Consider the following 24,078-nt stretch of genomic DNA (forward strand, 5'->3'; position numbering starts at 1 on the left):
CAGTCTAAAGTCAGTGACTACAAAGTGATTTGGACGACAACGTGGTCATGCACCTTAACTTGAGCGCCATTGCGAAACCCCTTAACTGAAGGCTGGCGTGTCGGTGCGAAGGATTCACTGAATGCGGTCGGCCAGCATTTCCCAAACCGGGGTCAGTTGGCCAGGCAACCAGGGTAAAGCGCCCAGATCAATGCGGCTTTCGTCGGGGCTGTGAAAGTCACTCCCGCGTGAGGCTGCCAGCTCAAACTCAAGAGCGGTTTCGGCGTAGCGCACGGCTTCTTGTGAGGAGTGGCTGCCGGTGATGACCTCTACTGCACGGCCTCCGTGCGCCTTGAATTCGCTGAACAGTGCGTATTCTTCGTTGGGCGTGAAACCGTAGCGGGCCGGGTGTGCGATCACAGCGGCCCCACCGGCTTCTGTGATCCATTGCACCGCCTCTTGCAGCCTCGCCCAGCGGTGCGGCACATAACCCGGTTTACCTTCGGTCAGGTATTTGCGAAACACCTCCGAGGTGTCACTGCACACCCCCGTCTCGACCAAGTACCTGGCAAAGTGGGTGCGTGAAATCAGCTCTGGGTTGCCCACGTATTGCAGGGCGCCTTCGTAAGCGTTTTGAATGCCGACCTTGGCCAAGCCGTCCGACATTTCCTGGGCGCGTTCACCGCGCCCGCCACGGGTGCGGCGCAAGCCGGACACCAGGGCGGTGTTGTGCGGGTCAAAACCCAGGCCCACGATGTGCACAGTCTGGTGGGCAAAAGTGACCGAAATTTCGGTACCGGTTAGATAGGGCAGGCCCTGCGCACGGGCAGCGGCCAGGGCGCGGTCTTGCCCGCCCACCTCGTCGTGGTCGGTCAATGCCCACAATTCCACGCCGTTGGCCTTGGCGCGTTCAGCCAGGGCTTCGGGGGTGAGGGTACCGTCGGAGATGACGGAGTGGCAGTGCAAATCGGCATTCATCATGCAGTCCATTTTAGGCGTATGCCGCTTGTGCAGTTCAGCTTGTAGGGTCTTGTCCCGACTAAGCCTTGGGACAAGCAACAGCCCTGCAGTCTTTCGGGCTGATGCCTGTGGCCGATAATCAGGATATGACCACGATGCAGACTTTTGCGGAGCCCCAGCCATGGCACTGATGATCACCGACGAATGCATCAACTGCGATGTGTGTGAGCCCGAGTGCCCCAACGAAGCGATTTATTTGGGCGAAGAAATTTACGAAATTAACCCATCCAAGTGCACCGAGTGTGTCGGCCATTTTGATGAGCCCCAGTGTGTGCAGGTCTGCCCGGTGGCCTGCATTCCTGTCAATCCGCAGCACGTCGAAAATCAGGAATCGCTCTGGGCCAAGTACCGCCGCCTGCAGGCGCAGTGATCAGACCAAGGCCCCTTCAATCGGGTTTCGGTTCACCCATTTTGGGTGCTTCGGTATTCGGTGCTTTGGGAGGACGCGGAGGTTTGGGGCGCGGCGGCTTGCTGGTGTGGATGCGCACCATGGCTTTTTCCATGTCACCCACCAACAGCAACGGCAATGCGGTCAGTGCCCGGAAAATGCTGTCGTCGATGGCTTTGCGGTGTTCGAGCATCGGCTTCTTCAAAACCCAGCTGACGACTTCGGCCTTGTCGCCCGGGTGGCCCACACCAATGCGCAGCCGCCAGTAATCGGCCGTGCCCAGTTGGGCATGGATGTCGCGCAGACCGTTGTGCCCCGCGTGGCTGCCGCCCAGTTTGAGCTTGGCTTCGCCCGGCACGATGTCGAGTTCGTCGTGCGCCACCAAAATTTCTTGCGGCTGGATTTTGAAGAACCGGGCCAGTGCGCTGACCGACTTGCCCGACAAATTCATGAAGGTCTGGGGTTCAAGCAGCCACACGTTTTGGCCGTTGACGGTGGTGCGGGCCACCAGGCCGTGGTAGCTGCGCTCGGGCACCAGCGACACTTTGAGTTCGCGGGCCACAGCATCGATCCACCAGAAACCAGCGTTGTGGCGGGTGTCGTCGTATTCGTTGCCCGGGTTGCCCAGGCCGACTAGCAGTTTGATCATGGGGCGTGATTATCCTTGTTGCTGGCAGTCCAGCGAGCATGCGCAGGATCACGCCAAAGCAAAAGGCCCGCTTGCGCGGGCCTTGAAGGTGCAGGGCCGAAGCCCCAAGCCAGAAGATTACTTCTTGCCTTTGCCTTTTTTGCCGTCGGCAGGCGCAGCGGCCACAGGGGCAGCGATGACTTCTACGACAGGAGGGACCACGGACACGAGGACCGGGTTCTTCTTGCCGTGGGTGACGGCTTTGCAGCCAGCAGGCAAGGTGATGTCGTTCAGGTGCAGGGATTTGCCCATGGTCAAGCCCTTGAGGTCCACCGCGATGAATTCAGGCAGGTTGGCAGGCAAGCAAGCGACTTCGATTTCGGTCGCCACGTGGGTGATCGTGCACTTGTCAGTCTTGACGGCTTCAGATTCTTCTTGGCCGCTGAAGTGCAATGGCACTTTCATGTTCAAAGTGGTGTTGGCGTCAACGCGCTGGAAGTCGATGTGTTGGACCAACTGCTTGTAGGGGTGCATCTGGTAGTCACGCAGCAAAACTTTGCTGGATTGACCGTTCAATTCCATGTCCAGGATCGAAGCGTGGAAAGCTTCCTTTTTCAGGGCGTGCCACAAAGCGTTGTGGTCCAGCTCGATCAGTTGGGGGGCCGATGTGGAACCGTAAACGATGCCAGGTGTACGACCGGAATTGCGGAGACGGCGGCTCGCACCCGTGCCCTGCTTTGCGCGCTCAAAAGCGACGAATTTCATAGATTTCTCCTTCTAGGACCCACCGCGACCAGTGCGGTCCTGACTCAAAAAAGCCAGCCAGTCCAAAAGGACGGCTGGCCACGTTGGCCTCTCCCAGATCAGCTTTGATCGGAGAACAGGCTCATCACTGACTCACCGTGTGCAATCCGGTTGATCGTTTCGGCGATCAGCGGAGCCACGGAAAGTTGGCGAATCTTGGTGCACGCTGCGGCTTGAGCCGACAGCGGGATGGTGTTGGTGACGACCACTTCGTCCAGGGCCTCGCCCTTGGCAATGCGGTCAATGGCCGGACCCGAAAAAATCGGGTGCGTGCAATAAGCGTAGACTTTTTTGGCGCCACGCTCTTTGAGCACTTCGGCGGCTTTGACCAAGGTGCCGGCGGTATCGATCATGTCGTCCATGATCACGCAGTTGCGGCCATCGATCTCGCCAATGACGTGCATGACTTCGCTGACGTTGGCTTTGGGGCGGCGTTTGTCAATGATGGCCAAATCGCAGCCGAGTTGTTTGGCCAGGGCACGTGCACGGACGACGCCGCCGACGTCGGGTGACACGACGATCAAATCGTCGTAGTTTTGCTGGCGCAGGTCACCCAACAGAACGGGCGATGCATAAATGTTGTCGACCGGGATGTCGAAGAAGCCCTGGATTTGGTCGGCGTGCAAGTCCATGGTCAGCACACGGTCTACACCGACAGCTTGGAGCATGTTGGCGACCACTTTGGCCGAGATCGGCACGCGGGTGGAGCGCGGGCGGCGGTCTTGGCGGGCGTAGCCAAAATAAGGAATGACGGCGCTGATGCGTTCAGCCGAGGCGCGTTTGAGCGCGTCGACCATGATCAGCAGTTCCATCAGGTTTTCATTGGTGGGGGCGCAAGTTGGCTGCACCACGAAGACTTCGCGGGCACGCACGTTTTGCTTGAGTTCAACGGTGACTTCACCATCGGAGAATCGGCCCACATCAACAGCGCCAAGCTGTGTGCCCAGGTTTTTGGCAATTTCGGCCGCCAAACCGGGGTTGGCATTGCCGGTGAACAGCATGAAGTCGGGAGTGTTTGGAGCAGGCTGCATGAGCATTCCAGCGATCAGAAAAAATGGGCCTGTACGAATGAACGTATTTGGCAGGGGAAGAAGGACTCGAACCTTCGAATGCCGGAATCAAAATCCGGTGCCTTAACCAACTTGGCGACTCCCCTACACGGGTTGACCGCTGAAACAGCGATCGACCGATCAACTATCGCTGGTTGCCCAACCTTGCAAAGGATGAGCTTCCAAATTGCTGCAAAACCGGGCCAGAAAGCGGTCAGGAACCGAAACTTTCATGGTGTTGTCCCTGCAATGGGCAAACACGGCACTGCCGGAACCCGTCATTCTGGGTCTGAGTCCAGCTGAGTTGAGGGCCTGAATGGCTTGATCAACACCAGGGCACAGCGTCTGCGCAACGGGTTGCAGGTCATTGTGACCGAAGTCATATGTCTCTGCAGCGAAGACCGATATTGTAGCAGCGTTTGTGTCGCGTTTGAGGTCAGGGTGCGTAAAAATTTGAGATGTTTCGACGCCCTGTGGTGGCTTGAGTACCCAAAACTGTGCGGCAGGCAGTTCGATGGGGGTGATTTTCTCCCCCACACCCTCGACCCAAGCATTGTGCCCACGCAGGAAAAATGGCACATCCGCACCCAGTTGAAGTCCCAGCTTCTCCAGGTTGGGCAGACCCAGGTTCAGGCCCCACAAGCGGTTGAGTGCCAGCAGGCAGGTGGCGGCATCAGATGAGCCGCCGCCCATGCCCGCTTGTGCGGGGATTTGTTTTTCAACCGCAATGTGCACGCCATCGGTGCAACCGGTGTGGCTTTGAAGCAGATGGGCTGCTCGGGTGATCAGGTCCTGAGCGGGCAGGGCAAGTGTGAGGTCTTCGCGGCTGATGGCACCGCTGGGGCGCTTTTCAAAATGCAGCGTGTCGCACCAGTCGATCAGCATGAAGACCGATTGCAGTTCGTGGTAACCATCGGGGCGACGGCCCGTGATGTGCAAAAACAAATTCAGTTTGGCCGGGGCGGGCACATCGTGCAGCGATTTCATGGCTGGATTATCGCTACAGGCCGGCGTCGCCCCAAAAACGCCAGTTCAACGGTCCAGCGCGATGCGCAGCACGGCACCAGGGCTCGGTTCGCGCCGCTCTGCGCTGATGCGGCCTTGGGCATGGGCTGACAAATCGACTTGCCAGCCGGCGGCTTCGGCCGGGCGGCCCGCCAGCCACTCGAATAAAGCTGCAATCGGCAGTTCGGTGCCTGTCAGGCGAGCTCCCAGCCTTTGCAGGCTTGGGCTGTCAACCTGTTGCTGACCTTGCACCAAGCGCGCGCCTTGGGGTGTCCATTCCAGGCGGGCCAAGGTGGTGCCAATGGGGCTGAACAAGACCATTTCACCAGCTTGGGCCGAGCCTTGCAGCTCGAAACCGGCACTCAGCGATTCAGGCGGGTTCTTGAGCACCTGTATGGCCATGCGTCCTGACCAATAAGCATTGGCGTCCACAGGGGTCAATTGGGGTGTGGCGCAGCCTGCAGCCAGCAAAGCACTTGACAATGCCAGCGCCAAAACCCGTCGCCTGCCTTCTTGGGTGGGCTTTGTGTCGTGTGCGCTTGGCTTCATGGTTTGAATTGAAAGCGCTTCATGGTTTCGATCAAGGTGTCGTTGTCCGCCTTGAGCAACAAGCCTTCGCGCCAAATCGCGCCGGCTTCCTGGCGTTGTCCCATCACCCACAGCACCTCGCCCAGATGGGCTGCAATTTCGGCGTCGGGGCGGGCTTTGTAAGCGCCCTGCAAAATTTTCAGGGCTTCGGCATGTTGGCCTTGGCGAAAAGCGACCCAGCCCAGGCTGTCTTGAATGTAGGCGTCGTCAGGGGCCAGCTTCAGGGCCTGCGTGATCAGCTGCCGGGCTTCATCCAGTCGCAGGTTGCGATCTGCCAATGAATACCCCAGAGCATTGAAGGCATGGGGGTCTTCGGGTTTACGTTTCATCAGCTCGCGCAGCACGGTTTCCATCTCGTCAAAGCGTTTGAGCTTTTCGGTGACCATGGCCATCTCTGACATCAAGTCTGTGTTTTGCGGCTGCGCATTCAGAGCTTGCTTGAGCAATTCGTAGGCATCGTCCGCCTTTTTGTTGTCGCGTAACCAAATGGATTGCACCAAGGTTTTGCGCGTGGCTTGTTCAGCGTTGGATGTTTTGATTTGCGCCAAAACCAGGCGTGCTTCTTCCGTGCGGCCTTGCTTTGTGAGCAGGTCGGCGCGTCGGCTGGCCAGCTTGATGGGGTCTGCGTCCGCTGGAACCTGGGACAGCCATTGCTCGGCCTGAGGCAGTTGACCTTGGCGCTGCGCCAGCTGGGCCAAAGCCATTAAGGCCTCAGCCAGTCCGGTTTGCGTTTCCTTGTCAGGATTGGCTTGGGCCAGTTCCACGTGTTTTTGCAGTTTTTGCTCTGCTTGTGCCAGTTGGCCAGTTTCCTGCAGCAGCAGACCATGCACCAGCCAGCCATCGGCAAAAGAAGGGTGATCCGCGTTCAGGCGGGCGAGTTGGCGCAAGGCCTCTTGCTGTTGAGTCAGGCCGATCAGGTGCCGGGCATAGCCCAGTCGCAATTCGGGCTGCACATCCCCTTGCATGGCCTGGGTGAGTAAGGGCGTCATCTCTGCTGGGGCCGCATTGGCCAGGCTCAGCGCCAGGATCAGGGGGCCAGGTGCCGATGCATCGGCTGCGTGTCCTTGGCGCGTGGCGTCAACGGCCAGTGCCAATTGCCCTGCTTCGCGCCGCATGCGACCCACGGTCGTCCAAGCCGTGGCGGCGGTGCTGCTTTGTTTCAGGGCCGCAGCCAAGGCTTTTTCGACCGTGTCAGCGGCGGCTTTTTTGTCTTGCACTCTGGCAAATACGCGGGGCACGGAAGCAATGGCCGCGTTTTGTTCAGCAGCGGGCAGCTCCCGGATCGAGACGCTCAGGGCTTGCCCGGCTTCGTTCACCCGATTCAGGGCCAGCAAAATTTGCAGCTGGTAACGGTTGGCTTCGGTGGCCCCGGGTACGGCACTTTTCCAAGCCTGTGCGGCTTGCAAGGCCGATTCGCCGGAGCGCGATTGCAACGCCAGATCAACGGCGCGCTGGAATAAGGCCGGATCGCGGGTTTTGCGAGCCGCGTCCAGGATGAACGAAAAACCACTGCCTGGTGAGCCGCTGCGGACATTCAATTCACCCAGCAGCAGTTGATAAAACAGCGCTGCATCGAGTGCAGATTGCGGCACGGTGGCTTTTTCTGCGGTGGCTGGTTGGGGGTCTTGGGCTGGTGTGGCCGGTTGCGCCCAGGCGCTCCAGACGCAAGAGGAGATGAGGGCGAGTCGAAACCAGAATTTCATGGCTTCATCATAATCCAGCCACCCGCGCGCATGAGGCGTGCGGTCCAAGCCCCTTTTTGTCTCAGAGCCTATGCCCGAACTCCCCGAAGTTGAAGTCACACGCCGCAGTTTTGCCGACCGCATCGCTTCGGCCCATATTCTGGCGCTGCACCTGGGCAAGCCCCTGCGCTGGCCACTGGGCGTGCCCGCTGCCAGCTTGGTGGGGCGGCAAATTTGGGGAGTGCGTCGGCGCGGCAAATACCTGCTGCTGGACCTGGACCAAGGCCTGCTGCTGGTGCATTTGGGCATGTCTGGCAGCCTGAACTTTGCCCCTACCCAGCCCGAAGCGGGTCCGCACGACCACATGGACCTGGTGACCGACCGAGGGGTGCTGCGCCTGCACGACCCGCGCCGCTTCGGGGCGGTGGTTTGGGCACCGGGAGAGGATTCGCCCCAGGCGCAAAAGCTGTTGGGTCGGCTGGGGGTGGAGCCCTTGAGTGCCCAGTTTGATGTGACTGCTTTTGCCTTGGCCCTCAAAAAACGCCAGTCCGCCATCAAGCAGGTGTTGTTGGCGGGTGACGAAGTGGTGGGTGTGGGCAATATTTACGCCTCGGAAGCCTTGTTCATGGCGGGCATACGCCCCACCACCAAAGCATCGCGGTTGTCCAAACCCCGGGTGGCCCGGCTGCATGCAGCCATCGTGCAGGTGCTGACCCGGGCGGTGGAGCAGGGGGGCAGTTCACTGAAAGATTTTGTCAATGCCGAAGGGCGCACCGGCTATTTCCAATTGGAAGCTGCGGTCTACGGCCGCGCGGGCGAGCCGTGCCGGGTGTGTGCCACGCCCATCCAATCCATGCTGCAAGGTCAGCGCACCACTTTTTATTGCCGCACATGCCAGAAACCTTGATGCCCTTACCTGAAGGGTTTGCCCGCCGCATGGTGGATTGGCAACGCCTGCACGGACGCCAAAGCCTGCCTTGGCAAAACACCCAAGACCCGTACCGCGTCTGGCTATCCGAAATCATGCTGCAGCAAACGCAAGTGAGCACAGTGCTGGACTACTTTCCCCGATTTCTGGGGCGTTTTCCGGATGTGGCCGCTTTGGCCGCCGCACCGCAAGACGATGTGCTGGCGCTGTGGAGCGGCCTGGGCTATTACAGCCGCGCCCGCAACCTGCACAAGTGCGCCCAAGAGGTGGTGGGGCGGTTTGGCGGGGCCTTTCCGCGCCGCGCAGAAGACCTGCAAACTCTGCCCGGTATCGGCCGATCCACGGCTGCAGCGATTGCAGCGTTTTGCTTTCAAGAGCGTGCCGCCATTTTGGACGGCAACGTCAAGCGTGTGCTGACCCGCGTACTGGGCTATGGCGCGGACTTGGCGGTGGCCAAAAACGAAAAAGCCTTGTGGGCGCTGGCGCAAGATCTGTTGCCTGGGCAAGCGGCCGACATGCCGCGCTATACCCAGGCACTGATGGACTTGGGGGCCACCGTGTGTTTGCCGCGCAAAGCGCAGTGCGAGGCCTGTCCCGTGAGCACCGTGTGCCAGGCCCAAGCGCAGGGCGAGCCATTGGCCTATCCCGTTAAGACACGCAAGCTCAAACGCAGCAGCGCCACGCTCTGGCTGTTGTGGGCAGTCAACGCGCAAGGCCAGGTGTGGCTGCAAAAACGGCCTGACACGGGCATTTGGGCAGGTTTGTTCAGTTTGCCTGTGTTTGACACGGAAGCGGATTTACTGGCCGCTTGGGCCAACGGGCAGGAGGCGGAATTCATCACACCCTGGAAGCATGTGCTGACACACCGCGATTTGCATCTGCACCCTGTGCGCATGCTCGGTGACGGAAAAAGCGTTCCAGCTTGTGAGGGCCAGTGGGTGGATGCCGATGCTTGGCCGGCGATGGGTTTGCCTGCGCCCATTCGGGTTTTGTTGGCGGCCCAGTGAAAGGCATGGACCCCGCGTTCCATGCGGGATGAGAGCTTGGCTCAGATGGCGTCCAACTCCCGGTGCCGTTTGAGCGTCAGCCAGCGTGTGCCGAAGTGTTGGGCCAGTTGCTCAACCATGAACACCGAGCGGTGCTGGCCCCCGGTGCAACCAATGGCCACGGTCACGTAGCTGCGGTGGTCGCGCTCGATGGCGGGAATCCAGTGCTTCAAAAAGCCCTCGATCTGCAGCTGCATCTGTACAAATTCTTCGGACTGGCGCAGGTAGGTCTGCACGGGCTCATCACGACCAGTCAATGGCCGCAGTGCACTTTCGTAATGGGGGTTGGGCAGCATGCGCACGTCAAACACGTAGTCGGCGTCGGTCGGGATGCCGCGCTTGAAGCCAAAGGACTCAAAGACCAGCGTCAGCTGGGCAGTGGGGGCGCTGACCAGGGATTTGATGTAGGTTTGCAGTTGCGCCGAGCGCAGCAAACTGGTGTCGATGACGTGGGCGCGTTCGCGCAAGTCGGCCAGCAACTCGCGTTCGAACTCGATGGTTTCAAACAAGGCTTTGTCGCTTTGGGGTTTGTTGCCGCCCGACAGTGGGTGTTTGCGCCGTGATTCGGAATAGCGGCGCTGCAAGGTGTCCGAGTTGGCGTCCAGAAACACCGATTTGACGGTCATGCCCATGTCGCGCAGCAAGGCCATTTGTTCGGGCATCAGGTGCAAGGAATTGGCACTGCGCACATCGATCGCAATGGCCAAGCGTTGCTCTTTGTGCTGCTCTTCAAGTTTGACAAAGGGAATCAGCAACTCGGGTGGCAAGTTGTCCACGCAGTAATAGCCCGCGTCTTCAAGTGCGTGCAGCCCCACCGATTTGCCGGAGCCGGACATGCCGGTGATGAGGATGATGTCCATGCTCAGCTTTGGGTGGCTTTGCGGCCAGTGGGTTGGGGTGAGGGCTTGGGAGGTGGGCTGCCCAGCATTTCGCGGGCATGGGCCAAGGTGGTGGCAGACAACTTTTCGCCGCCCAGCATGCGGGCGATTTCGCTCACGCGTTCTTCGCCGCTCACGCCGCGCACCTGACTGCTGACCTGGCCTTTGGCGGCGGTTTTACTCACCAGCAGGTGGTGATCGGCGCAGGCGGCCACCTGGGGCAGGTGGGTCACGGCCAGGACCTGGCGGTGTTGACCCAGTTGTTTCATGAGGCGGCCCACGGTTTCGGCCACAGCGCCGCCGACACCCGAATCCACCTCGTCGAAGATCAAGGTGCCTGCTTCGCCCAGTTCGCTGGTGGTGACGGCAATGGCCAGCGCAATGCGTGAGAGTTCGCCCCCTGATGCCACTTTGCCCACGGGCCGGGGCGTGCTGCCCTCGTGCCCGGCGACCAGAAAGCTGACTTCTTCGAGGCCGTGTTGCACGGGTGTTTCTAAGGATTGCAAGTGCACCTCAAAGCGGCCGCCTTGCATGCCCAACTGCTGCATGGCGCTGCTGACGGCTTGGGCCAGCGGTTTGGCGGCTTGCTGGCGCTGGCGCGAGACGGCTTTGGCCGCTTGTGTGCAGGCGGTTTGTGCGGCGTTTGAGGCTTTTTGCAGCGCATCCATGTCGGCGGCTGCGTCGAGTTGGGCCAACTCTTTGCGCCATCCCTGCAGGGTCAGCGGCAATTCGTCCGGGGTTTTCTTGTAACGCCGCGCCAGCGACAACCACAGGCCCATGCGCTCGTCCAGGTGTGCCAGCTGGGCCGGGTCCAAGTCGGTTTTGCGCAAATAGGCGTGCAGGCTGTGGGCCACGTCTTCGGCTTGGGCCTGCGCAGACGCCAGCACATCGGCGAGGGCGTTGAACTCGGGCTCATACTGACCGAGCGACTGCAGGGTCTGGATGGCGCGGGACAGTTGGCGCAGCGCCCCGCCATCCTCATCGCCTTCGAGCAGCAGCGTGCCTTGGTTGGCCCCGTCGATCAGGGCCTGGGCGTTGGCCAGGCGGCTGTGCTGGATGCTCAGCTCTTGCCACTCGCCTGTTTGGGGGTTGAGTTTTTCCAGCTCGCCTACTTGCCAGGCCAGGCGTTCACGTTCGTTGACCAAGGTGCTTTGCGCTTGCTGCGCATCGGCCAGGCTTTGTTGGGCTTGCCGCCAGCTGTGCCAAGCGGCTTTGAGTGGGCGGGTGTCGATGCCTGCGTAAGCGTCGAGCAGGCCGCGCAGCGCATCCGGGCGGGTCAGGCTTTGCCAAGCGTGCTGGCCATGGATGTCCAGCAACTGTTCGCCCAGCTCGCGCAGTTGGGTGGCGGTGGCGGGGCTGCCGTTGATCCAAGCGCGGCTTTTGCCCGCAGTGTCTACGGTGCGGCGCAGCAGCAATTCGGCGCAGGCCTCGAAACCGGCTTCTTCGAGCCAAGCCGAAATGGCGGGCGTGGGCTCGAACTCGGCGCAGACCTCGCAGCGGCTGGCGCCTTCGCGCACCACGCCTGATTCGGCGCGGGCCCCCAAGGCTAACTGCAAGGCGTCGATCAAAATCGATTTGCCCGCCCCGGTTTCGCCCGTCAACACGCAGAAGCCCGAGCTCAGGTCCAGCTCCAATTCGTGCACGATCACGAAATCGCGCAGGGTGATGTGCGTCAGTGCCACGGTTTAAGCGCCTTCATTCCAATGCATTTTTTTGCGCAAGGTGTCGAAATAATTCCAACCTGCTGGGTGCAAAAACCGCACCGTGTGCTCGGAGCGTTTGACCATGATCCTGTCGCCCAAAATCAGGTCGGCCAGTGACTGCATGTCAAAGTTGGCGCTGACGTAGCGTCCTGCCACGATCTCGATGCTGATTTCACAGGATTCGGGCAACACAATGGGCCGGTTGGAAAGTGTGTGTGGCGCGATCGGTGCCATGACCCAACCGCCAATGGCTGGGTGCATCAGGGGCCCGCCCACCGACAGCGAGTAGGCAGTGGAGCCTGTGGGCGTGGCGATGATCAGACCGTCGGCGCGTTGGTTGGATACAAAATGGCCATCCACCTCGACTTTGAGCTCCACCATGCCCGAGGAGCCGCCTCGGTTGACCACCACATCGTTCATGGCCAAGGCGCTGAAAACACACCGGTGGTCGCGCAATACCTGGGCATGCAGCAAGCTGCGGTTTTCGGTTTGGTAGTGGCCCTGCAGCATGGGCAGCAGCACATCCTGGTAGCTTTGCAGGGGAATATCGGTGATGAAGCCCAACCGACCTTGGTTGATGCCCATCAGGGGCAGACCATGGCGGGCCATTTGGCGGCCAATGCCCAACATGGTGCCGTCACCCCCGATCACCAGGCCGAGATCGCACTGCGTACCAATCTCGTCCATTTCCAGGACATGGTAGTGACTCAGCCCTGTGTGAAGGGCGGTTTCTTTGTCCAGTACGACATCGCAGCCTTGTCGCGTCAAAAACTGCGCCACCTCATCCAAAGCGCGGCGCGAACTCTCCAGCGCCCCACCGTGGGCGGCGGTGTTGTATTTGCCAAAAAGCGCAACGTGACGGAACTTGGATCTCATTCGCAAATTACATCATTAAAATGTGCCGATGCTAGATGATCGTGCCAAGTTATTGCTCAAAGCCCTGGTGGAACGCTACATCGCGGACGGCCAACCTGTGGGCTCGCGCACGCTATCCAAAGCCTCGGGCTTGGATTTGTCACCGGCCACCATCCGCAACGTGATGTCCGACCTGGAAGAGCTGGGCCTGATTGCCAGCCCACACACCTCTGCCGGACGCATTCCGACCAGCCGTGGCTACCGCCTGTTTGTGGACACCATGCTCACGGTGCAGCGCGACGGTTTGGACACGCCGGCGCTCACGCCCGATCAGCCCCAAAAAGTGATCGCCAGCGCTGCCAATCTGCTGTCGAACCTGTCGCATTTTGTGGGCGTGGTCATGACGCCGCGCCGGGCTTCTGTGTTCCGGCACATCGAATTTTTGCGCCTGTCCGAGAGGCGTTTGCTGGTCATCATCGTTTCGCCCGAGGGCGATGTGCAAAACCGCATCCTGTTCACTGAGACCGATTACTCACAAAGCCAGTTGATTGAGACCTCCAATTTTTTGAACACCCACTACGCAGGCATGGCCATCGAGCAGGTGCGCAGCCGGGTGCAGCAAGAGCTGGTCAGCCTGCAAAGCGAAATTGCCACCCTCATGCAAGCGGCGGTGCAGGTCAGCACCGAAGCCCTGGCCGAAGACCAGAGCGAGGTGGTCATCGCCGGTGAACGCAATTTGCTCTCGGTGAGCGACTTTTCCAGCGACATGGGGCATTTGCGCCGGGCTTTTGACCTGTTTGAGCAAAAAACCCAGCTCATGCGTTTGCTGGATGTCTCCAGCCAGGCCGAGGGCGTGCGCATTTACATTGGTGGTGAAAGCCAGATCGTGCCCATGCAGGAGCTGTCAGTGGTCAGCTCGCCCTACGAGGTCGATGGCCAAATTGTGGGCACCTTGGGTGTGATTGGCCCGACCCGCATGCCCTATGACCGCATGATCCAGATCGTCAACATCACCTCGCGTCTGATGAGCAACGCGCTGAGCCAGTCCAAGTAACCCTCTGCTGCCCACTACAATCACGGCTTCGGTTGGGGCGTTAGCTCAGTTGGTTAGAGCAGAGGACTCATAAACAAGTTAAGAACTTAAGTTGTCTAAAAATCCTCAATGAAATCAACAGGTAAGAAGGCCACAGTTGTCAAAATTTGCTTCCACACCGCTTCCACACTTTGCTGAAAGTTTAAGCAGTAAAGTTGGAGTGGCCGAGAGCCTAGAATCAGTATGTTTTAAGGGGCGTTAGCTCAGTTGGTTAGAGCAGAGGACTCATGAAAATTGTGCACCGAGGTAGGAAACTCCTCGTGTGAATGACGTCAAATTCGGTGAAAGCTAAGTGCAGTCATGCATACGCCAATGCCGAGCCAAGCTCAGTGAGAAATCACTTTGAAGGTGTAGAGACTAGACGGCGTCCACCTAAAGCGCAAGCCATGGTGAAGGCATAGTCCAGGGAGTAGTGAAAGCTACACAAACCAGAATCCTTTGGTCGACAGTTCAAGTCTGTCACGCCCTACCAACAAATGGAAAAGCCACTGATTTCGGTCAGTGGCTTTTTTTGTTGAATCAAATCCAAAATTGAGCAACTTTCCGGACTACTCACGTTGAGATTTGAGCCACGTTGAGGGCTACAAGCGGGAAGGCATTGCTGGCGGAATCAGTCACAGTGGGCGCCGTACGTTTTTCACCTTACTAGCGAAAAATTGTGGCAGTCGGCGACTTTCGGTAAGACTTGTGAGACAAGCAAGCATTGCTACCACTCAACGCTACATTGACTTGAATGACGACATGAAGCTCAAGGCGGTGGAGTTGGTTTAATTAAATATAGTAGTAGTCTCTCTTTTCACTATCACGTAGACGTGACACCAATGTTGGACGGCTTATGCCAAGCGCGGTGTGCGCCTCTCTTAAAGTGCTGAATTTACCAATTGGCGTCATAACAGCTCGTGAGGCGGCGTTCCCAGCTCCTTTGGCGGGGTTTTTGTTTATCTTTTTGGGCTTGCTAATATTGCCATCAGAATAATAGTAGTCTTCATATTTCTCATCCTTCAGCCTTTTATAGAGAGTTGTCATGTCAATTTTTAAGGCGGTGTAAGCCTCTTTAATTGTTGAGAATTCGCCAATAGGAGTCATTACTCTTCTCGCGCTACCATTACTTCCTCCTTTTAATCCAATATAGTTCGACGAGGCAGTTCCAATTCCGTTTCCATCTGCATAGTAATATAATGATTTATATCTTTCATCTCTCAATCGTTCATAAAATGTCCCTAATGTAATTTCTAAAGCCTCGCATGCGGATTTAACAGTATCAAATCTTCCAAATGGGGTAACAACTGCTCTTGCATTGTGGATTTCAGTACCTTCGCGCTTTTTTTGTTCTGGAAGCGAATATTTAAATGAATCATCAATAAATTTAAAATCTTTGAATCGTGGATTTTTTATCCACCCAGAAAATCGTTTTAAAGATATTCCATAAGCTTTTGCTGCAGATTGCCTTGAACCAAATAATCCTTTTGGAGTTGAAACAGGGTGACTCTTGGGGTGATCGTCACCTTTCTTGAAGGTTAACTCTCCACTGGCAATTTTCTCCTTTTTTCTTTCAGACATATTTCTGCGAACTTCATCAGAATATTTCTTGCCAAGGTTAGGGTTTATTGTATTCATGTACTGCTTATGCCCGCTCCATTTTGAGAATTCATCCCAAGAAACCTCTTTGCCATTAGCTAACTTCACCATGTCATCCATTATTCTCTCCTTCAAATCTTCACAAGACCAGTAACGGCAAATTCTTCCCAATTGTCAAAGTCAATGATCATCAACTCTGCACACTTGACCAATGATCGAATGCTCAGGTTGTGCATGGCGTACATATGCTTTTCGAGAAAACCTAAAATTTCCAGCTTCTTTGTTTCGCTCAATGCATATTCTTTTAAAATATCTTTATCTAAAGTTACATAACAGATATATTTGAAAATTGTTTCTTGTGCTTTGTCGCCAAGACTTATGCAGTAACTTCGATCTTTAAGCGCATTAAGATGTTCAATATGCTTTTGTTTACCTGATCCGAAACCCGTGTTGGTGATTAATATAACTCCGCCATCAAAATGAAAACTTGTAGGCAATCCGAGTGAATTTAGCATTGCAGAAGTACTTTCCCAGCTGATGACTCTTTGTTTTGTTGTATCCATTGCAGCTTTCAAGATATTTAATCCCTGAACTGTGTTCATGACTGAATCGATGTCATCTAGAACCAGTATCTGCCCAGCAGACTTGTGACGATAAAGTTCACCGTATAAGCTGAGAAGTGTCATGTGACCGGTGATGGACTTATTTTTTTGAGTTGAATATTTTTCTATATAAGTCGTGGCTGAATATGTTTTGCCAACGCCAGGAGGTCCGTTGACAATGAGGCTGCGCACTTTGCCTTGAGACATCTGCTCGATGTACCGCTCAAGATTCCGATATTTTTTTTCAATATCGCTGTAGTCAATGCTTTCGTAGTTCATGATTGCCTTTCAGTTGTTTATCGACTCACCGCGAATCGATGCCTCTATAATTTTCGATCTTGAATTTTTGGTATTTAAAAAAGAAGCACGGGAATTTCATTCATGTGCTTCAGGATCTATTATTATTCAGTCATGAGATAATTAAAATGGTCATATAAATCTCGCAAATAACTTGTTAAGAAAGCTGAGCAAAAAAAGTAACACACATATAGTAAAAACATCACCAAGCCAGAGCCGCCAATCACGTGAAGGAAGTAAGCCCGTAGGGCAACTCCTTCTATCAATCCCTGCCACTTGAATTAACTGCGCACTTAACTCCTAATCTGAAACTTTCTAGTTTTCGATTTCAGAGGAGGTCTGCCATGGAAAAGTCTCGGGTTGAGCTCTATGAGCTTGTTTGGGCCAAGCCCATGACGCATCTAGCCAAGGAGTTGGGGCTTAGTGATGTGGGCCTGCGAAAAATCTGCGTCAAGTTTGGGATTCCACTTCCGCTTCGAGGCCATTGGGCAAGGCTTCAGGTAGGCAAGCAAGACCCACGTCCAGAGCTGCCTTTTGAAAATAACAACCCACAAATAAGGCTGCCAGATGAAGAGACGGCTGATTCACGTGAGCAGTTAAGCTTGATTCGTAAACTTGCCAAGAAGGCAGAGCAGGCTGTTGAACCTGTTCTAAGAGAGCCCCAGCAGTTCAAGGACATCAGGTGTATCAAGACCTATCAGGCAATCTTGGAGCGCATTAAAGATCTAGAGAAAGGTACAGGACAAAGCTACCAAGATTACAAAGATGGAAGAAGATCATTTCCACCAAAGAAGGTCTTTGACATGGCCTTCTTCAGTTCCCTAGAAGATCAGATTCCAATCACTGCAACCATAGACAACGCACTGAGAGCAGTAGCAATTGCAGACGTTGTCATTGAACAATTGGCTGCTCTCGAAATCAATGTCGAACTTAGAGCAGTGCGGGACTCGCGTGTCTGCGAAATGCGTGCGGAAAGAGGAGGGCGGCACTTGGAGTTTCGGTTTTGGGAGCCATCAACAAAAGCCACAAGAAGCAGTGCGCTTACAAGTCTTGAGAGGCTGTTTACGAAATACAGCTACGGAGGTGACTCCATCATGCTTCCACGTCACATTTTGACTATTGAGTTTGATGGCCGCTATAACCGCAGCGTGATTCAAGACAAGGTCTCGGCCAAGCTTGAGCAGCAGATCGATCACATCGTCAAAAGGGTTGACGATAAGTTGAAAAAAAAGGCAGCTGATCATCTTAGTCATTTGGAATGGCAGCGTGATTACGAACGGAAAAAAGCAATTCGATTGCATAACGTAAGGGTCAAAGAAGATCGAGCACAGCAACTTGAGCGGGCCGTCTGCGAAAGCGTCGACTTTGAAAAATCACAGCAACTCAAGCGATACTCAAGCAGTTGAGTCTTGCTATCGAGAAGCTTCCTGATCAAGAGAGGCAATTTGGACTTGCTTGGCTTCGAATGGTCCGCGAACAAAGAAAGGGCCTGAACCCGATTGCTGAACGGTTGGAGTCATTTCGAGTTCTTGCCTCTTGCGTATTCCAGAACCTATTGACCATCCGCTCCAATCCCTCGTGACCATCACTTCCAGTCAAAGCTGACCACTCAGTCCAGCAAGTTGACCAAAGAAAAAGTATGGCGATTTGACCAGGATAGTAGTCAGACTGACATGGTCAATCTGACTACTCAGACTATCAGCTGGATTGCATTTTTTTTCGAGCCATTGTTTTTCGCATGGACTCCCCTTTCAGAGATAACCGATGCGATTGATGCACCACGCGATCCAATATCGCATCAGCAAGCGTGGGATCAGGAAAGAACCCATGCCATTGATCGGTTGTATACTGCGTTGTGATGAGCAATGATCCTGTGCGCATTCGACGATCAATCACATCTAACAAGAACTGCGACGCATGTTGATTCATCTCACCCAAACCCAGATCGTCAAGTATCAACAAACTTGGTTTGCTCAATGACAGCTTCAGAGCGGGCAATGAGCCATCAAGCAATGACTCTGTGATTGCTCCGTAAAGATCACTGGCGCGATAGAAAAGGACTGGCATTTTTAGCCTGCACGCCTGCTGGCCAAATGCACACGCAAGCCACGTTTTACCAACACCCGTAGCGCCTTGGATGATCAAATTTTGCTGACGCCTTATCCAATCACAGCTTGCCAAAGATGCCAACTGTGCCTTGTCTAGTCCACGGTTTACCTTGTATTCAACATCCTCAAATGAAGCCAATTCAGGCATCCCTGCGCCTCGGATCAAACGCTTCAACTTTCGGGCCTCACGCTCGGATGCCTCGTGATCAACAAGCATTGCAAAGCGATCATCAAAACTGACATCATGCAATTTGGGTTGCTGAAGCTGCATGTCGTAAGCATCGGCCATTGGAACGAGCTTGAGCTCTCGAAGGCGAGTAATGGTTTGTTGCGTGCTGCTCATGCTGATTCTCCAAAATAACTAGGACCACGCAATTCACCAATGACTTTGACTTTTGGTGCTTGAGTGATAGAAAAACGTTTGTCTGCATCCTCTTTGAGGATGGATGTGATGCTGCGAAGTGAGGTGATATTCAATGGCATCGCGTAGGCACAGACCTCTTCAAATCGGACCTCACCGTAGTCCCTTGCGAGGTCACGCATTCGTCGTGCAGCTTTGACGCCGTTTGTGATGTCGCTTCGGTTTTCAAGTTGATGCCGTATCATCAACTCCACATTGCCGCCGACATTCATCGCCCATGCCAACAATGCCCGAGGTTCGGCATCAAGCACTCGGTTGTGTATGACGGGCCGATGCTCTGGTATCGTTCTGGCATCTCCTTGTGTCTCAATCAAAGGGTGAAGGGCAACCCTTCGACCTCGGTGGAAGATTTCAATCACAGTGGCGGTAAACCTGAGGTCCACGCCTTCTCGTGCAAGCGTATGAGGCACTGAATAGAAGCGTCTTTGATGTTCGACGTGATAGTCATCCTGTACCCTGACGCTATATCGCCAATCACTCAATTCAAATGCCGTTCCAGGCAATGGCTTGAGGCTCGCTTTTTCTGTTTCCAGAAAGCGATCCAATCGACAGCCTGGTAGCCGTTTAAATGGATGGCGATTCATTTCTTCGGCCTTGATACGGAGCTCTGCATTCAACTCGGCAAGGCTGAAAAAAATGCGATCACGAAGTGAAAACAAGGCCCATCGTTGAGCGATTTGCACTCCCACTTCAGCCTTGGCTTTGTGTTTGGGTTTTCGTACCCCCGTCGGTAAAGGTGCCGTGTCGTAATGGCTCAGGCAATCTCTGTAGGCGGGGTTAATCACCGTTCGATCCCGTTCACGCCGCCAAACGGCCGCTTTAAGGTTGTCGCTGACGACCCACTCTGGCACACCACCCAGAACCTCGAAACAATTGGCGTGACATTTCAGCCAGTCTTTGGTGGTCTGACTTGCCGTGGCTTCGATGTACGTGTAGTTTGAGTACCCAAGCACAGCCACAAAGATTTGAGCAAAGGTCGATGGGCCACCGTTTTGATCTCGGATTTCAACGGTCCGGCCCGCAAAATCCACAAACAGCTTTTCACCTGGTCGGTGCGTGCGTCGCATCACCACATGCTGATTTTTTGTCCAAACTCTATAGAGCATGGCAAATTGTGAGTAGCCGACCCCTTCAGGGGTGGTCTCGCGCCACTCTCGCCAAAGACGCTCCAGAGTCGCGTCGGGTCGTCGCATCTCGTTATGAATCCATTCACAATCTGGATGCGTCTTGAGTTGCGCAACAGATCTATCTTGGGTTCCAAGTGCTGCCCGCCAGGACACCACCTGCGGCGAGCCATGAGACGCTCATCGCCAGCGTCTGACGCCGGTTGAAAGTGAGTGCGTTGGCCAACTTCAGTTTCACTTCTTCACCTTGGCCACTTCCTCAGCCACCAGCGCGGCCAGCTGATCGGGTCCGAAGCTTGGCAGGTTGCGGCCGTTCACAAAGAAGGTGGGCGTCTTGGTGACTTGCAGCACGGTGAGGTCTTCAATGTCTTGCTGCAGTAAAGACTGCATGCCGGGTTTCTCGATGTCCTGCCGTGCCTTGATGATGTCCAGACCTGCCTGTTCCGCAACTTTGAAAGCGGTCTCAATGTTGGGCTGTCCATGGTCGGCCCAAGTGGGCTGCGCAGCCAGCACAGCCTCCAGCACCGTTTGGTACTTGCCCTGGCTTTTTGAGGCCTCGAGCAGCTTGACCACCTGGTCCGAGCCCTTGTGAAACGGCGCATAACGGATCACAAGTCTGACGTCCTCGGGGTACTGGGCCATCAGGTTCTTGACGATGGGATAGAACGCGCGGCAGGTCTCGCAGGCTGGGTCAAAGAACTCGACGATGGTGACCGGTGCGCTCTGCGGACCGAACACCGGCGAATGCATGCGTACCAGGCGGGTCTGCTCGGCTTTGACCTGCACCTCCTGGGCGGTCTGCACACGCGATGTGTAGGCGTTCATGCCCAGGTAAAAGAAAAGGGTAGTGACTGCCACCAGCCCTATGACAGTGAATTTTTTGGCGTTCATGAACGGGACTTTCTCAAGTAAACAAAAAGCAGGAAGACGATGGTGATGAAGGACAGTAGGGACAGCCAGGGAATCTGGATGCCATTAAGAATTTCGAGACTTTGCTCGCTGCACGAAGGCCCGGTGCCGCAAGGCACCCACCACTTGGGCACCCACCCGGCGATGAGAGCGGTGTGGTATCCGGCAACCGCTGCACCACCAAGTGCCAGCGTTAGTGCATAGATGGCCCCGCGTCGATCCTCGGAGAACGCGGCAATGCCCAAGATGATGGCCAACGGGAACATGAAAATGCGCTGATACCAGCAGAGCAGACAGGGCGTCATGCCCATGACTTCACCGATAAAAAGCGCACCGAGAGTAGATATCAGTGCGAACGCCCAAGCGCCCATGATCCAAAGCCAGCCATGTCTCATGAAAGAAGCTCCTCGTGCGTCTTGCGAATCGGTGCTCTAAGTGAAAAGAGGCACCAGGTCAGCGTAGCGCAGACTATGAAAACATCGGCCAGATTGAAGGCCGGCCAATGGATATTGCGCCAGTGAAAGTCGAGGAAGTCCACCACAGCGCCGATATGAATGCGGTCCACAAGATTTCCGCCACCACCGCCCACCACGAGGGCGCCCGCCCAGCGGTCCAGAGGCTCAACGTGTGGCGCCAGGCATACCAATGAAACGACACCCACTAACAGCATTGTCACGCTGATGAAAAACCAGCGTTGCCACCCGCTGGCATCGGCCAACAATGAAAATGCCGCGCCCGTGTTGAGCACATGAACGAAGTTAAGTAAGTCGGTCACCCGAACCGCTTCACCCAGTTCGAGGATGGTGGAGAAATATGACTTGGTGGATTGATCCAGCAAGAGAAGAATGGAGACGGCGACGAGCCACGTCCATCTGGGATTTCGCTGGATCCAGCAAGCGGTCATGAGAAGGTCCTTCCAAAACGATCCGGGTAGGCCATCGCCTGAGGCGGCGGCCGCTTAAGGCCTGGGGGATCGGGGAAGTCGTGCCTGTCAGCGCATCAGGCGACGGCATTCAACCCCGAACCTGTCGGGGTGAACCACTGGGGACGATACGGTTGCTCATGCCAGGCTGACAAGCGGCGTTCGGCGAGGTGTTCGACCTGTTCAGAACCTGTAGAGATCGTCATAAGCGCGTTGGTCGCCGTAAAAGCGGCGGCACAGTTCGCGTGGCAGTTTCCGCAATCGAGATCAAAACCGCTGTCCCCAACGACCCCGTTTTTAACACCATCTACTGCCTGCCCATGGCCGGGCTGATGGTGCTTAGCTTGCGGCCCCTGTGTGGCAGGAACGTGGCCGCAGCACGACGCTGCCGCTGCAGCTGAAAATTGCAGCGGAAGCAGCGTGAGCATCAACAGGATCAGAAAAGCGCGCATGCGGCGGATTTTAACCAGCATCCATTTCAATGGTCGCGTGCACGTGCTATCAGCTCAGCCAGCTCGGAACGCACAGGCAAAGGCTCGAAGGCGCTCACCGTGGACCGCCCCGGGTTGCCTAGCGGCAGACGACCGCTCAGGTGGGCCAGCGGCACCAGCGCCAGGCGCAACAACTGTCCCACAGCCTCGGGCCAATCGCGGGTGCGCACAGACAAGTTCAGCATATGTGCGTGGGTCTGCAGGTGTAGCCTGATGTGCAACTGTCCCACGACATGTGCCGCCTCTAAGTTAAGCCAGGCTTGATCAACGGAGACTGCAGTTTTTGCGCTCTGGATCAGTAGGGCGTGGGCGGTGCTGTCAAATGGGCGATTGCCCGATGGCTCAGTGGACGTGCCCATGGTGGTCTTCCTTGGCAATCTCTTCGCCCAGCTCCCTGCGCGCCTGCTGCAGCACGGTCCAGCCACCGTGCAACGCGAGCACCGCCATCAAGCTGGCCACCGCAAGATCGGGCCAGGCCGAGCCGGTACCAAACACGCCCAAGGCCGCGATGAACACGGCAAGGTTGCCGATGGCGTCGTTGCGAGAGCACAGCCACACGCTTCGCATGTTGGCATCGCCTTCGCGGAAGGCGTAGAGCATCCATGCCACCGTGATGTTGGCCATCAGCGCCAGGAGGGCTATCGTACCCATGGTGGTGGCCAGAGGCACGCCGCCGTTCCACACCGACCACAGTGCTGCACCCAGCACATACAGGCCAAAACCCATCATGCTCACGGCTTTGAGCATGGCTGCGCGCGCTCGCCATGCCAGCGCCGAAGCCAGCACTGCGAGCGACACGGCGTAGTTCATTGCATCGCCAGCAAAATCGACCGCGTCGGCCAGCAAAGAAAGTGACCCAGACTGAACGCCAGCCACGATTTCGACCAGGAACATCGCGGCATTGACCACGAGGGAGATCCAGAGGATCTTGCGGTAACGGGCCAGGTTGACAATGGCATCAAGTTTCGGTGTGTCGTGGTCACAGCAGTGGGCAGACATGGGTTTTCCTTTCAATACTTGCATTGGAAACCCTGGAGCCGCTACAGTGTCAAATCCTTTTTAAAATCAGGGCCGTGTCATGCAGATCAAGGAACTTGCCCGCGCCACCGGCGTTGATGTCGAAACCATCCGTTACTACGAAAAACAGGGCCTGATGCCCGCGCCGGCTCGGCGCGACAACGGCTACCGCGACTACGCGGCGGCTCACCTGGAGCGCCTGTCGTTCATCCGCCACTGCCGGGCCCTGGACATGCCGCTGGGCGATGTGAACCGACTACTTGGATTCGTTGATAAACCGGACACAAACTGCGGCGATGTCGATCTTCTGGTGGACGACCAGCTTGCCCGTGTACGCGCCCGCCTCAAGAGCATGAGGGCACTGGAGAAGCAGTTGCTACGGCTGCGGGCGCGATGCTCCGGCACCCACGAGGGGGCACACTGCGGCATTCTTGAAGAGCTAGTGTCCGCCGCTCACGGGGAGTCTTGCGCATGCCATCCAGCTTAATGCTGGGACGCCCAGAAACTTAAATGAGCAAAATGGCAGTCAATCAGTTCGATTTAGCTGATTGGCTTCATAACGGTAATCAGTTCAATGCAGCCCATTAACATTTTTCAGCCTACGTCAGCTTCTGGCGGATAGCTGTCGATGGTTACAACGATTGGACTAGTTGGTCACGTTGCTGGATTGATTGGTCAACATCACTGGAATACGCACCTCTGATCAGGCTGATTCGTCTGAGCAGTATTGGGGCTTGGACTTTATTAATGAAGATGCAGATCCCGATTTCGATGCTTCGTTCGAAGATGAGCGATTGTCATTTGGTGAATAAATCCTTAACAAATAAATATATGAATGTTGCCGCCGATCCAATATTGACCACCTGTGCCGATTGAATTTTGACCAGGGGCTTGAGCCAGCTTTGATGTCCGCTGGCTGTGGATAACTATACGTTCAATTGTCGTCCTGCAGCTCCTTTCTCT

Annotated in this window: 26 protein-coding genes and 1 tRNA gene; 6 read left to right on the forward strand and 21 right to left on the reverse strand. The window is 55.9% G+C overall.

The genetic code is table 11. From position 1 onward, the window contains the following. Window positions 1–114 precede the first annotated feature (114 nt). Window positions 115–969, reverse strand: coding sequence for a 3',5'-nucleoside bisphosphate phosphatase (locus tag B9Z50_RS16575; protein ID WP_108365868.1), 855 nt, complete (start codon window positions 967–969; stop codon window positions 115–117). A 151-nt stretch (window positions 970–1,120) separates the two neighbouring features. Between B9Z50_RS16575 and B9Z50_RS16580 the strand changes: the two genes are divergently transcribed. Next, entirely contained in the window at window positions 1,121–1,369 is a 249-nt protein-coding gene (locus tag B9Z50_RS16580; protein WP_108365869.1) for a YfhL family 4Fe-4S dicluster ferredoxin, read from the forward strand. Window positions 1,370–1,385: 16 nt separating this feature from the next. On the opposite strand, the gene pth is transcribed toward B9Z50_RS16580, so the two are convergent. The 7 genes from pth to B9Z50_RS16615 all read right to left on the reverse strand — a co-directional run bounded on the left by pth (window position 1,386) and on the right by B9Z50_RS16615 (window position 7,164). Next, on the reverse strand, window positions 1,386–2,036 hold the full coding sequence (pth, locus tag B9Z50_RS16585; protein WP_108365870.1) for an aminoacyl-tRNA hydrolase: 651 nt from the start codon (window positions 2,034–2,036) through the stop codon (window positions 1,386–1,388). Between the two features lie 117 nt (window positions 2,037–2,153). After that, complete coding sequence (locus B9Z50_RS16590; RefSeq protein WP_108365871.1) at window positions 2,154–2,780, reverse strand: 50S ribosomal protein L25/general stress protein Ctc; 627 nt, start codon at window positions 2,778–2,780, stop codon at window positions 2,154–2,156. Between the two features lie 98 nt (window positions 2,781–2,878). Continuing rightward, entirely contained in the window at window positions 2,879–3,856 is a 978-nt protein-coding gene (locus B9Z50_RS16595) for a ribose-phosphate pyrophosphokinase (protein WP_199221781.1), read from the reverse strand. Window positions 3,857–3,898: 42 nt separating this feature from the next. Continuing rightward, window positions 3,899–3,975, reverse strand: a tRNA-Gln gene (locus B9Z50_RS16600). Between the two features lie 34 nt (window positions 3,976–4,009). Continuing rightward, window positions 4,010–4,855 carry a 4-(cytidine 5'-diphospho)-2-C-methyl-D-erythritol kinase gene (gene ispE, locus B9Z50_RS16605; RefSeq protein ID WP_108365872.1) on the reverse strand — a complete coding sequence of 282 codons (846 nt, stop codon included), beginning with the start codon at window positions 4,853–4,855 and terminating at the stop codon, window positions 4,010–4,012. A gap of 45 nt (window positions 4,856–4,900) precedes the next feature. Then, a complete protein-coding gene (locus tag B9Z50_RS16610; RefSeq protein ID WP_108365873.1) occupies window positions 4,901–5,422 on the reverse strand; it encodes a lipoprotein insertase outer membrane protein LolB in 522 nt (173 codons plus the stop codon). Then, a complete protein-coding gene (locus B9Z50_RS16615; protein WP_108365893.1) occupies window positions 5,419–7,164 on the reverse strand; it encodes a lipopolysaccharide assembly protein LapB in 1,746 nt (581 codons plus the stop codon). The genes B9Z50_RS16610 and B9Z50_RS16615 overlap by 4 nt, the downstream gene beginning before the upstream one ends. 70 nt (window positions 7,165–7,234) lie before the next feature. Between B9Z50_RS16615 and mutM the strand changes: the two genes are divergently transcribed. Together mutM and mutY are read left to right on the forward strand one after the other, a co-directional pair. Continuing rightward, the gene (gene mutM, locus B9Z50_RS16620; RefSeq protein WP_108365874.1) at window positions 7,235–8,050 is read left to right on the forward strand and encodes a bifunctional DNA-formamidopyrimidine glycosylase/DNA-(apurinic or apyrimidinic site) lyase; all 816 of its coding nucleotides are present in this window, start codon (window positions 7,235–7,237) and stop codon (window positions 8,048–8,050) included. Continuing rightward, window positions 8,050–9,078: an A/G-specific adenine glycosylase gene (gene mutY / locus B9Z50_RS16625; protein WP_370463095.1), complete on the forward strand. Its 1,029-nt coding sequence runs from the start codon at window positions 8,050–8,052 to the stop codon at window positions 9,076–9,078. Before mutM ends, mutY begins: the two co-directional genes overlap by 1 nt. 41 nt (window positions 9,079–9,119) lie before the next feature. Here mutY and rapZ read toward each other — a convergent pair whose 3' ends face one another. From rapZ to B9Z50_RS16640, 3 genes are read right to left on the reverse strand one after another with little or no spacing between them, the layout of a single operon-like run. Then, window positions 9,120–9,977: an RNase adapter RapZ gene (gene rapZ / locus B9Z50_RS16630; RefSeq protein WP_108365876.1), complete on the reverse strand. Its 858-nt coding sequence runs from the start codon at window positions 9,975–9,977 to the stop codon at window positions 9,120–9,122. 2 nt (window positions 9,978–9,979) lie between these two features. Then, window positions 9,980–11,677 (reverse strand): DNA repair protein RecN, encoded by a 1,698-nt coding sequence (gene recN, locus B9Z50_RS16635; protein WP_108365877.1) that lies wholly within the window; start codon window positions 11,675–11,677, stop codon window positions 9,980–9,982. A gap of 3 nt (window positions 11,678–11,680) precedes the next feature. After that, entirely contained in the window at window positions 11,681–12,574 is an 894-nt protein-coding gene (locus tag B9Z50_RS16640) for an NAD kinase (RefSeq protein ID WP_108365878.1), read from the reverse strand. A 28-nt stretch (window positions 12,575–12,602) separates the two neighbouring features. Between B9Z50_RS16640 and hrcA the strand changes: the two genes are divergently transcribed. Continuing rightward, on the forward strand, window positions 12,603–13,607 hold the full coding sequence (gene hrcA, locus B9Z50_RS16645) for a heat-inducible transcriptional repressor HrcA (protein ID WP_108365879.1): 1,005 nt from the start codon (window positions 12,603–12,605) through the stop codon (window positions 13,605–13,607). Window positions 13,608–14,417: 810 nt separating this feature from the next. Here the strand turns inward: hrcA and B9Z50_RS16650 are convergent. Both B9Z50_RS16650 and B9Z50_RS16655 read right to left on the reverse strand, forming a co-directional pair. Further along, a complete protein-coding gene (locus B9Z50_RS16650; protein WP_108365880.1) occupies window positions 14,418–15,344 on the reverse strand; it encodes an NUMOD1 domain-containing DNA-binding protein in 927 nt (308 codons plus the stop codon). Between the two features lie 11 nt (window positions 15,345–15,355). Further along, window positions 15,356–16,105, reverse strand: coding sequence for an AAA family ATPase (locus B9Z50_RS16655; protein WP_108365881.1), 750 nt, complete (start codon window positions 16,103–16,105; stop codon window positions 15,356–15,358). 362 nt (window positions 16,106–16,467) lie between these two features. Here B9Z50_RS16655 and B9Z50_RS16660 point away from each other — a divergent pair, with 362 nt between their 5' ends. Next, window positions 16,468–17,529: a hypothetical protein gene (locus B9Z50_RS16660; protein WP_108365882.1), complete on the forward strand. Its 1,062-nt coding sequence runs from the start codon at window positions 16,468–16,470 to the stop codon at window positions 17,527–17,529. A gap of 292 nt (window positions 17,530–17,821) precedes the next feature. On the opposite strand, the gene istB is transcribed toward B9Z50_RS16660, so the two are convergent. The 8 genes from istB to B9Z50_RS16700 form a co-directional block, all read right to left on the reverse strand. Beyond that, on the reverse strand, window positions 17,822–18,574 hold the full coding sequence (istB, locus tag B9Z50_RS16665; protein ID WP_108365883.1) for an IS21-like element helper ATPase IstB: 753 nt from the start codon (window positions 18,572–18,574) through the stop codon (window positions 17,822–17,824). Beyond that, window positions 18,571–19,935, reverse strand: a complete 1,365-nt coding sequence (gene istA / locus B9Z50_RS16670) for an IS21 family transposase (protein WP_370463096.1) — start codon at window positions 19,933–19,935, stop codon at window positions 18,571–18,573. The genes istB and istA overlap by 4 nt, the downstream gene beginning before the upstream one ends. Window positions 19,936–20,010: 75 nt before the next feature. Next, window positions 20,011–20,667, reverse strand: coding sequence for a thioredoxin domain-containing protein (locus B9Z50_RS16675; protein WP_108365885.1), 657 nt, complete (start codon window positions 20,665–20,667; stop codon window positions 20,011–20,013). Next, entirely contained in the window at window positions 20,664–21,080 is a 417-nt protein-coding gene (locus B9Z50_RS16680; protein WP_108365886.1) for a disulfide bond formation protein B, read from the reverse strand. Before B9Z50_RS16680 ends, B9Z50_RS16675 begins: the two co-directional genes overlap by 4 nt. Next, complete coding sequence (lspA, locus tag B9Z50_RS16685) at window positions 21,077–21,589, reverse strand: signal peptidase II (RefSeq protein ID WP_108365887.1); 513 nt, start codon at window positions 21,587–21,589, stop codon at window positions 21,077–21,079. Before lspA ends, B9Z50_RS16680 begins: the two co-directional genes overlap by 4 nt. A 95-nt stretch (window positions 21,590–21,684) precedes the next feature. Beyond that, entirely contained in the window at window positions 21,685–22,059 is a 375-nt protein-coding gene (locus B9Z50_RS16690) for a hypothetical protein (protein ID WP_146183246.1), read from the reverse strand. A gap of 26 nt (window positions 22,060–22,085) precedes the next feature. Next, on the reverse strand, window positions 22,086–22,457 hold the full coding sequence (locus tag B9Z50_RS16695) for a DUF3703 domain-containing protein (RefSeq protein ID WP_108365889.1): 372 nt from the start codon (window positions 22,455–22,457) through the stop codon (window positions 22,086–22,088). After that, window positions 22,441–23,097, reverse strand: coding sequence for a cation transporter (locus tag B9Z50_RS16700; protein ID WP_199221782.1), 657 nt, complete (start codon window positions 23,095–23,097; stop codon window positions 22,441–22,443). Before B9Z50_RS16700 ends, B9Z50_RS16695 begins: the two co-directional genes overlap by 17 nt. A gap of 79 nt (window positions 23,098–23,176) precedes the next feature. On the opposite strand from B9Z50_RS16700, the gene cadR reads away from it, so the two are divergent. Then, complete coding sequence (cadR, locus tag B9Z50_RS16705) at window positions 23,177–23,602, forward strand: Cd(II)/Pb(II)-responsive transcriptional regulator (protein WP_108365891.1); 426 nt, start codon at window positions 23,177–23,179, stop codon at window positions 23,600–23,602. The last annotated feature ends 476 nt before the right edge of the window (window positions 23,603–24,078 follow it).

This window comes from Limnohabitans sp. Bal53 (genome assembly GCF_003063355.1).
Classification (GTDB): Bacteria; Pseudomonadota; Gammaproteobacteria; order Burkholderiales; family Burkholderiaceae_C; genus Limnohabitans_A.

Bases quoted from the DNA above. Each gene is read 5' to 3' on its own strand.
- B9Z50_RS16575 (WP_108365868.1), bottom strand. From the start codon at position 969: ATGGACTGCATGATGAATGCCGATTTGCACTGCCACTCCGTCATCTCC.
- B9Z50_RS16580 (WP_108365869.1), top strand. From the start codon at position 1,121: ATGGCACTGATGATCACCGACGAATGCATCAACTGCGATGTGTGTGAG.
- pth (WP_108365870.1), bottom strand. From the start codon at position 2,036: ATGATCAAACTGCTAGTCGGCCTGGGCAACCCGGGCAACGAATACGAC.
- B9Z50_RS16590 (WP_108365871.1), bottom strand. From the start codon at position 2,780: ATGAAATTCGTCGCTTTTGAGCGCGCAAAGCAGGGCACGGGTGCGAGC.
- B9Z50_RS16595 (WP_199221781.1), bottom strand. From the start codon at position 3,856: ATGCTCATGCAGCCTGCTCCAAACACTCCCGACTTCATGCTGTTCACC.
- ispE (WP_108365872.1), bottom strand. From the start codon at position 4,855: ATGAAATCGCTGCACGATGTGCCCGCCCCGGCCAAACTGAATTTGTTT.
- B9Z50_RS16610 (WP_108365873.1), bottom strand. From the start codon at position 5,422: ATGAAGCCAAGCGCACACGACACAAAGCCCACCCAAGAAGGCAGGCGA.
- B9Z50_RS16615 (WP_108365893.1), bottom strand. From the start codon at position 7,164: ATGAAATTCTGGTTTCGACTCGCCCTCATCTCCTCTTGCGTCTGGAGC.
- mutM (WP_108365874.1), top strand. From the start codon at position 7,235: ATGCCCGAACTCCCCGAAGTTGAAGTCACACGCCGCAGTTTTGCCGAC.
- mutY (WP_370463095.1), top strand. From the start codon at position 8,050: ATGCCCTTACCTGAAGGGTTTGCCCGCCGCATGGTGGATTGGCAACGC.
- rapZ (WP_108365876.1), bottom strand. From the start codon at position 9,977: ATGGACATCATCCTCATCACCGGCATGTCCGGCTCCGGCAAATCGGTG.
- B9Z50_RS16640 (WP_108365878.1), bottom strand. From the start codon at position 12,574: ATGAGATCCAAGTTCCGTCACGTTGCGCTTTTTGGCAAATACAACACC.
- hrcA (WP_108365879.1), top strand. From the start codon at position 12,603: ATGCTAGATGATCGTGCCAAGTTATTGCTCAAAGCCCTGGTGGAACGC.
- B9Z50_RS16650 (WP_108365880.1), bottom strand. From the start codon at position 15,344: ATGGATGACATGGTGAAGTTAGCTAATGGCAAAGAGGTTTCTTGGGAT.
- B9Z50_RS16655 (WP_108365881.1), bottom strand. From the start codon at position 16,105: ATGAACTACGAAAGCATTGACTACAGCGATATTGAAAAAAAATATCGG.
- B9Z50_RS16660 (WP_108365882.1), top strand. From the start codon at position 16,468: ATGGAAAAGTCTCGGGTTGAGCTCTATGAGCTTGTTTGGGCCAAGCCC.
- istB (WP_108365883.1), bottom strand. From the start codon at position 18,574: ATGAGCAGCACGCAACAAACCATTACTCGCCTTCGAGAGCTCAAGCTC.
- B9Z50_RS16675 (WP_108365885.1), bottom strand. From the start codon at position 20,667: ATGAACGCCAAAAAATTCACTGTCATAGGGCTGGTGGCAGTCACTACC.
- B9Z50_RS16680 (WP_108365886.1), bottom strand. From the start codon at position 21,080: ATGAGACATGGCTGGCTTTGGATCATGGGCGCTTGGGCGTTCGCACTG.
- lspA (WP_108365887.1), bottom strand. From the start codon at position 21,589: ATGACCGCTTGCTGGATCCAGCGAAATCCCAGATGGACGTGGCTCGTC.
- B9Z50_RS16690 (WP_146183246.1), bottom strand. From the start codon at position 22,059: ATGCGCGCTTTTCTGATCCTGTTGATGCTCACGCTGCTTCCGCTGCAA.
- B9Z50_RS16695 (WP_108365889.1), bottom strand. From the start codon at position 22,457: ATGGGCACGTCCACTGAGCCATCGGGCAATCGCCCATTTGACAGCACC.
- B9Z50_RS16700 (WP_199221782.1), bottom strand. From the start codon at position 23,097: ATGTCTGCCCACTGCTGTGACCACGACACACCGAAACTTGATGCCATT.
- cadR (WP_108365891.1), top strand. From the start codon at position 23,177: ATGCAGATCAAGGAACTTGCCCGCGCCACCGGCGTTGATGTCGAAACC.